The organism is Saliphagus sp. LR7, assembly GCF_003344565.1.
Taxonomy (GTDB): Archaea; Halobacteriota; Halobacteria; order Halobacteriales; family Natrialbaceae; genus Saliphagus; species Saliphagus infecundisoli.
On the sequence record NZ_QPND01000053.1, the window covers coordinates 1 to 4,301 of the forward strand.

Annotated in this window: 8 protein-coding genes and 1 pseudogene; 3 read left to right on the top strand and 6 right to left on the bottom strand. The window is 57.1% G+C overall.

Features of this window, described 5'->3' with window-relative positions; all coding sequences use genetic code 11:
• Window positions 1–204: 204 nt before the first annotated feature.
• Both DVH23_RS22960 and DVH23_RS22965 read right to left on the bottom strand, forming a co-directional pair.
• Window positions 205–1,035, bottom strand: coding sequence for a type IV toxin-antitoxin system AbiEi family antitoxin (locus DVH23_RS22960; protein ID WP_114579662.1), 831 nt, complete (start codon window positions 1,033–1,035; stop codon window positions 205–207).
• A 214-nt stretch (window positions 1,036–1,249) separates the two neighbouring features.
• Entirely contained in the window at window positions 1,250–1,462 is a 213-nt protein-coding gene (locus tag DVH23_RS22965; protein WP_114579663.1) for a HalOD1 output domain-containing protein, read from the bottom strand.
• A gap of 167 nt (window positions 1,463–1,629) precedes the next feature.
• Here DVH23_RS22965 and DVH23_RS22970 point away from each other — a divergent pair, with 167 nt between their 5' ends.
• Window positions 1,630–1,890, top strand: coding sequence for a MarR family transcriptional regulator (locus DVH23_RS22970; RefSeq protein WP_114579664.1), 261 nt, complete (start codon window positions 1,630–1,632; stop codon window positions 1,888–1,890).
• A 2-nt stretch (window positions 1,891–1,892) separates the two neighbouring features.
• Here DVH23_RS22970 and DVH23_RS24895 read toward each other — a convergent pair.
• Window positions 1,893–2,109 (bottom strand): annotated as a pseudogene (locus DVH23_RS24895) (hypothetical protein); the annotation flags it as partial.
• Window positions 2,110–2,460: 351 nt separating this feature from the next.
• Between DVH23_RS24895 and DVH23_RS22980 the strand changes: the two are divergent.
• A complete protein-coding gene (locus tag DVH23_RS22980) occupies window positions 2,461–2,745 on the top strand; it encodes a helix-turn-helix transcriptional regulator (RefSeq protein WP_114579665.1) in 285 nt (94 codons plus the stop codon).
• Between the two features lie 67 nt (window positions 2,746–2,812).
• On the opposite strand, the gene DVH23_RS22985 is transcribed toward DVH23_RS22980, so the two are convergent.
• The 3 genes from DVH23_RS22985 to DVH23_RS22995 form a co-directional block, all read right to left on the bottom strand.
• The gene (locus DVH23_RS22985; protein WP_114579669.1) at window positions 2,813–3,085 is read right to left on the bottom strand and encodes a hypothetical protein; all 273 of its coding nucleotides are present in this window, start codon (window positions 3,083–3,085) and stop codon (window positions 2,813–2,815) included.
• Between the two features lie 177 nt (window positions 3,086–3,262).
• Complete coding sequence (locus tag DVH23_RS22990) at window positions 3,263–3,463, bottom strand: hypothetical protein (RefSeq protein WP_114579666.1); 201 nt, start codon at window positions 3,461–3,463, stop codon at window positions 3,263–3,265.
• Between the two features lie 24 nt (window positions 3,464–3,487).
• Entirely contained in the window at window positions 3,488–3,667 is a 180-nt protein-coding gene (locus DVH23_RS22995) for a hypothetical protein (protein WP_114579667.1), read from the bottom strand.
• Between the two features lie 40 nt (window positions 3,668–3,707).
• Here DVH23_RS22995 and DVH23_RS23000 point away from each other — a divergent pair, with 40 nt between their 5' ends.
• Complete coding sequence (locus DVH23_RS23000) at window positions 3,708–3,992, top strand: hypothetical protein (protein ID WP_114579668.1); 285 nt, start codon at window positions 3,708–3,710, stop codon at window positions 3,990–3,992.
• The last annotated feature ends 309 nt before the right edge of the window (window positions 3,993–4,301 follow it).

Below are 4,301 nucleotides of genomic sequence, written 5' to 3' on the forward strand. Positions count from 1 at the left end.
GCCGCCGACAGCGACTATCCAGTGCTGATCACCGTCTTCGCCACTCCTCCGACACTATCCGAGCACGGATCAGACCGGTTCAGCATGTTCTCGATGCATTCGTGCGGTCACTCGTGTGATCGACTGAGTTTTTCTCGGCGTACCCTTGGCGGACGCCAAGTTCCCGGGCGAGGATCCGAAGCCGATCCTGACTGATCATCGCAATCAGGACTCCGCCGGCTCCAGCGTCGCTGGCTCGACGTTGATCCGGAGGCGATACGTACTGTCGGTCGATCCGGTGTCGGGCCGCGTCGGGTCCACTGGGGAATAGCCACTCGTGAACGACGCGACGAGTTCCTCGCGGGTGGGGAGATTGATTCCGAGCTGGTCGGCGAGGTAGACGATTCGCTTAGTCGCGGCGCCGTTATCGAGGCGCTCGAGGTACTTGCCGATGGTCCTCCAAGAACAACCCTGCTCGTCGGCGGTTCGCATCGCGATCGCGAGCTCTTGGAGGCCGCCACAGAACTCCGGGTGGTCGGCACAGTCGACGAGCGTCTTTTCGAGGTCACTGACGTGGACGGTCGTCCCCTCAATGGAGGTTGATTCGGAGCCGAAGAACTTCCGTTCGGTGACCGTCGTTACGCGGTACGGAACGCCGTGAATCTCGCGGCTCTGCGCGCGCGTCGGCGTCACGACGTACACCGTCCGGGGCACTTGTTCGGTTAGCCCGTGGTGGCTGAGCGCGCTGTAGTAGCCGATATACATCGGCTCAGCGACGTGTGATGCGATGAGGTACTCGTGGGTCGTATAGATGGCGTCCTCGCCAGCGGCAAGCGGGATGATAAGATACGTCCCTGGAAGAAGTCGGTCAAGCCAGCCTTTCTCGGCCAGTCGAGAGGCGATCTCCCGGGCAGTATTCGGAGCGACCTCGAGCGCCGTTTCGATGTCGTCAATCGAGATGATCTGATGGCCCTCTGAAGCCAATCTCGACAGCAGACGACTCTCTCGCGTCGAAAGTCCACCCCGTTTATTTTGTGTGTCTTCTATGGCACTCATGACTGCGTTCTACACATAAACTATGGAGCGCACTCGCATTAGCCTTGCGCTGGAGAGCGGGTGTTGGCTGAGTCATCTAATGAGATGGAAGCGGAAGCCCGCTCCGTTGGGTAATCTAGATTCAGCTACCTTCGTCGGGAACGACAACCGTGAGACATAGGTATGAGATGGGATTCCTCCTGCTCAACAACGTCGTCTGGCATGGCGTTGGCTACTAGTCTGCTGAATCGGTTGAGTCGGCGAATACCCTGTTAACGCCATCCGGTGTGAGTGCAAGTCGAACACCTTTGACGGTCAATTGAACCTCAATATCCTCGTTCGCAGAGGTCAGTAATTGCTCGAGTGCCTCGACATCAACAGCGTCGTACAACTGGTAGTCGTCCCTATCAAGACCACATGTTTCCAGTCGATCAACGATTTCAACCACGAGCGGAGGTGATGGTCCGCCCCTTCATGCTGGTGGGCTATCCATGTGAACTCTCAAAGCCTAGGATAGGATGCGTGTTAAGGTTGTTGGGTCAACCATAGTTGCTTGAAGACTCTTCAATTGACTTAGCGCGTTTCGGATAGGGTCGGCGCAAGCAGAGTTTGGGTATGCGCTTTGACGACGACTGGATGTCGCGTGCTGATGATCGGATTCTGGAGCATCTTGCTGACGCTGGGCCTGATACCCCCAAAGAAATGGCTGAGAGCGATCGGGTCCGATTCTCTCGGCAACACATCAATGCCCGCTGCAAGATACTCGTCACGTATGGGCTCCTCGTTCACCTTGGCAACGGAGTCTACGATATTACTCGCGAGGGGACCCAGTATCTCGGTGGTGAACTCGACGTTCGCGACCTCAAGGCTGAGTGAACCTACTTCTCTAGGAGTGCCACCAGCTGAGCGACGTATGGGCTGTTGTCCCAGCTCCGATGAGGACGTATCGCGCTCAGTAGCGTCCTCGCCTCGTCGTGAGTCATGTGGCCGTTCCGGGGCATAGTCGGAGATGAGCCGGGGTGTCGGGACGATTCGGGGCCCTTGGAGCACGGCGTGAATGAGTGGAAAGTTTGTCCCGCCGAACTCGTCGGTTAGCCTTGTGCAACGGTGACCTTCTGTGAGAGGCCAAATGTTGCACAAGGCCAGCCATCGGAACGACTATATTCGCTGATGCAAGACACTCACGCGCACAGTCCACGCGGCCAGCCAATCATGGATGACTGGACTGTGGCCTGTACGTACTCGGGGCGGGACTCCCCTTCCTGCCCCTCCTCATACGCTCCGTGAGCAATGGTAATCCCAGGCAATTCGGTTCGGCTTACAGCTCCAGACGTTCTATGAAAATCTATACTTTTCTCACAGGGGTAAGCCGTGTACGTAGACGTCTTTCAGCGTAAATGGGTATACTTCCAAATATTTAAACCGATCTATTTAGTGGGATTTCACATGTACGATCTGACCGGCTTCCAGCGCGATCTCCTGTACGTTGCTGCAGGATTAGACGAGCCTCACGGGCTCGCGATCAAAGACGAACTTGAGAACTACTATGAAACGGAAATCCATCACGGTCGGCTCTACCCCAATCTCGACACCATCGTCGACAAGGGACTTGTCGAGAAAGGGGAGAAGGATCGACGGACAAATCTCTATTCGGTGACGCGTCGTGGGCGACGAGAGATCGAGGATCGTCGAGAGTGGGAGTCACAGTACGTCGACGAACTGTTTGAATAACCGCGTCTCGCGGATCCTCTCTCAGTGATCGGGATCGACATCATTCACACCATCCTTAGATCGCTCATCACTCGTATGAGACGTCTGTCACGCGAAGTCCCTCATCCACTTCGTAGAGATACCCACGGTCGTGAAGGCGGTCAACGGCGTGATCAACGTCCTGTGGCTCGAGTTCGAGATCACTCGTGAGGACGGTCTCCGTAAGCTGGTCACGTGACAGCGTCGGCATGGATGGCTCTCCGTCCGGGGTAGATTCACGTTGGTCCGTTACGTGCTCTAGAACCGTCTCGTAGACGTCAAGAATCCAGTCAGGCAATGGAGGGCGGTCGTCCTCATACATACTCTGCATCAGGTCTATAGATCGGTCAGTGTCTTAGTACTGATGACCCGGATCAACGGCCCGATGGCCTCCTTGGCGATGCCTTTGATGAGTACACGCCGGGGAAAGATCCGATATCAAAGTGGTTCGATCACGAGAATTGGAGTATCTATTTGTTGGAGGCGGCGGCGTATATCATCACACCGACGTCGACACCGTGGGCCTTGGGGCGCTCTCGATATTGTCCTCGTCGATGAGCTCGCCGTCCGCGTCGTAGACGACGCTTCGGGCTACAGCGATACGCTCCCCTCGGATCGGATGCTCCTCGTCGGAACCGGTGTCGGTTACGGGCCAATCCTGTGTCATGGTAGCTATTGATTCGCACTCTTTGGCGCTCACAGCCCCAGACAGAGGTAGAAAAGCTTAATCCGAATCAGCGGGCTCGCGATCGGCGTCGGGCACGGTATCGCCGGTTTCGTCGTCCCAGGAACTGGTATCCACGCCTTCGCTCTCGAGGTAGGCGCGGACGTCGGCCTTCTGTTCGCGGATGACTTCGCTAAGGGCCTTGAGTTCGGCGTCGGTTACCGGCTGATCCCGTGCCATTGTTCAAATCTCCGTATGAGTCCTTTGTTGTGCTCGTTAAATGGTCTTCGGCTTTTTCGAGAGCGTCGGTCGGGGGAAGCGGTGGGGCAATCACCTCAGTGTGACCCTTCTCGCCGTCGCGATCCGTGAGCCTCTCATCGAGGCGGCGACCGCCGGCGACGGTCCCCAGTCCTCGCCGGTCGCGACCGACGGCGGGCTCGTCGTCGGCGACGACGAGGTCCTTGAGGACGAGGTCGAGACGGACGGCGAGGAGAGCGACGACTGTGACCTGCTCCTCGGCAACTGCCCGTGTGCCCATTGCTACGTTGAGGAGGGCGCCGAGTGACCCGACGAGAAGGGCGAGATGTGGTGTCCGATTCCTCTCCCCGCGAACTCCGCCAGCGCCTCGAGGACATCTGGTGAATAGCTGGAACGGGCGCTGAGGAGGTCGAAAACAATACTGTGGCTGTTTGATATCCTGGTCAATCTACCTACTATCTTTAAACAGCGAGAGAATCCCGCCGTTTACAGTAGTTGCCGAACCTAACTGACGACTCGGTTCGTAGTCGTCGGCATGGTCGACACCGACGAAGCAAAACAGGTCTGTCGTGCCGCCTCACGCGTCGTCTATCCAGAACTGGATTTTGGTATCAAA

Bases quoted from the DNA above. Each gene is read 5' to 3' on its own strand.
- DVH23_RS22960 (WP_114579662.1), bottom strand. From the start codon at position 1,035: ATGAGTGCCATAGAAGACACACAAAATAAACGGGGTGGACTTTCGACG.
- DVH23_RS23000 (WP_114579668.1), top strand. From the start codon at position 3,708: ATGGTCTTCGGCTTTTTCGAGAGCGTCGGTCGGGGGAAGCGGTGGGGC.
- DVH23_RS22995 (WP_114579667.1), bottom strand. From the start codon at position 3,667: ATGGCACGGGATCAGCCGGTAACCGACGCCGAACTCAAGGCCCTTAGC.
- DVH23_RS22985 (WP_114579669.1), bottom strand. From the start codon at position 3,085: ATGTATGAGGACGACCGCCCTCCATTGCCTGACTGGATTCTTGACGTC.
- DVH23_RS22970 (WP_114579664.1), top strand. From the start codon at position 1,630: ATGCGCTTTGACGACGACTGGATGTCGCGTGCTGATGATCGGATTCTG.
- DVH23_RS22980 (WP_114579665.1), top strand. From the start codon at position 2,461: ATGTACGATCTGACCGGCTTCCAGCGCGATCTCCTGTACGTTGCTGCA.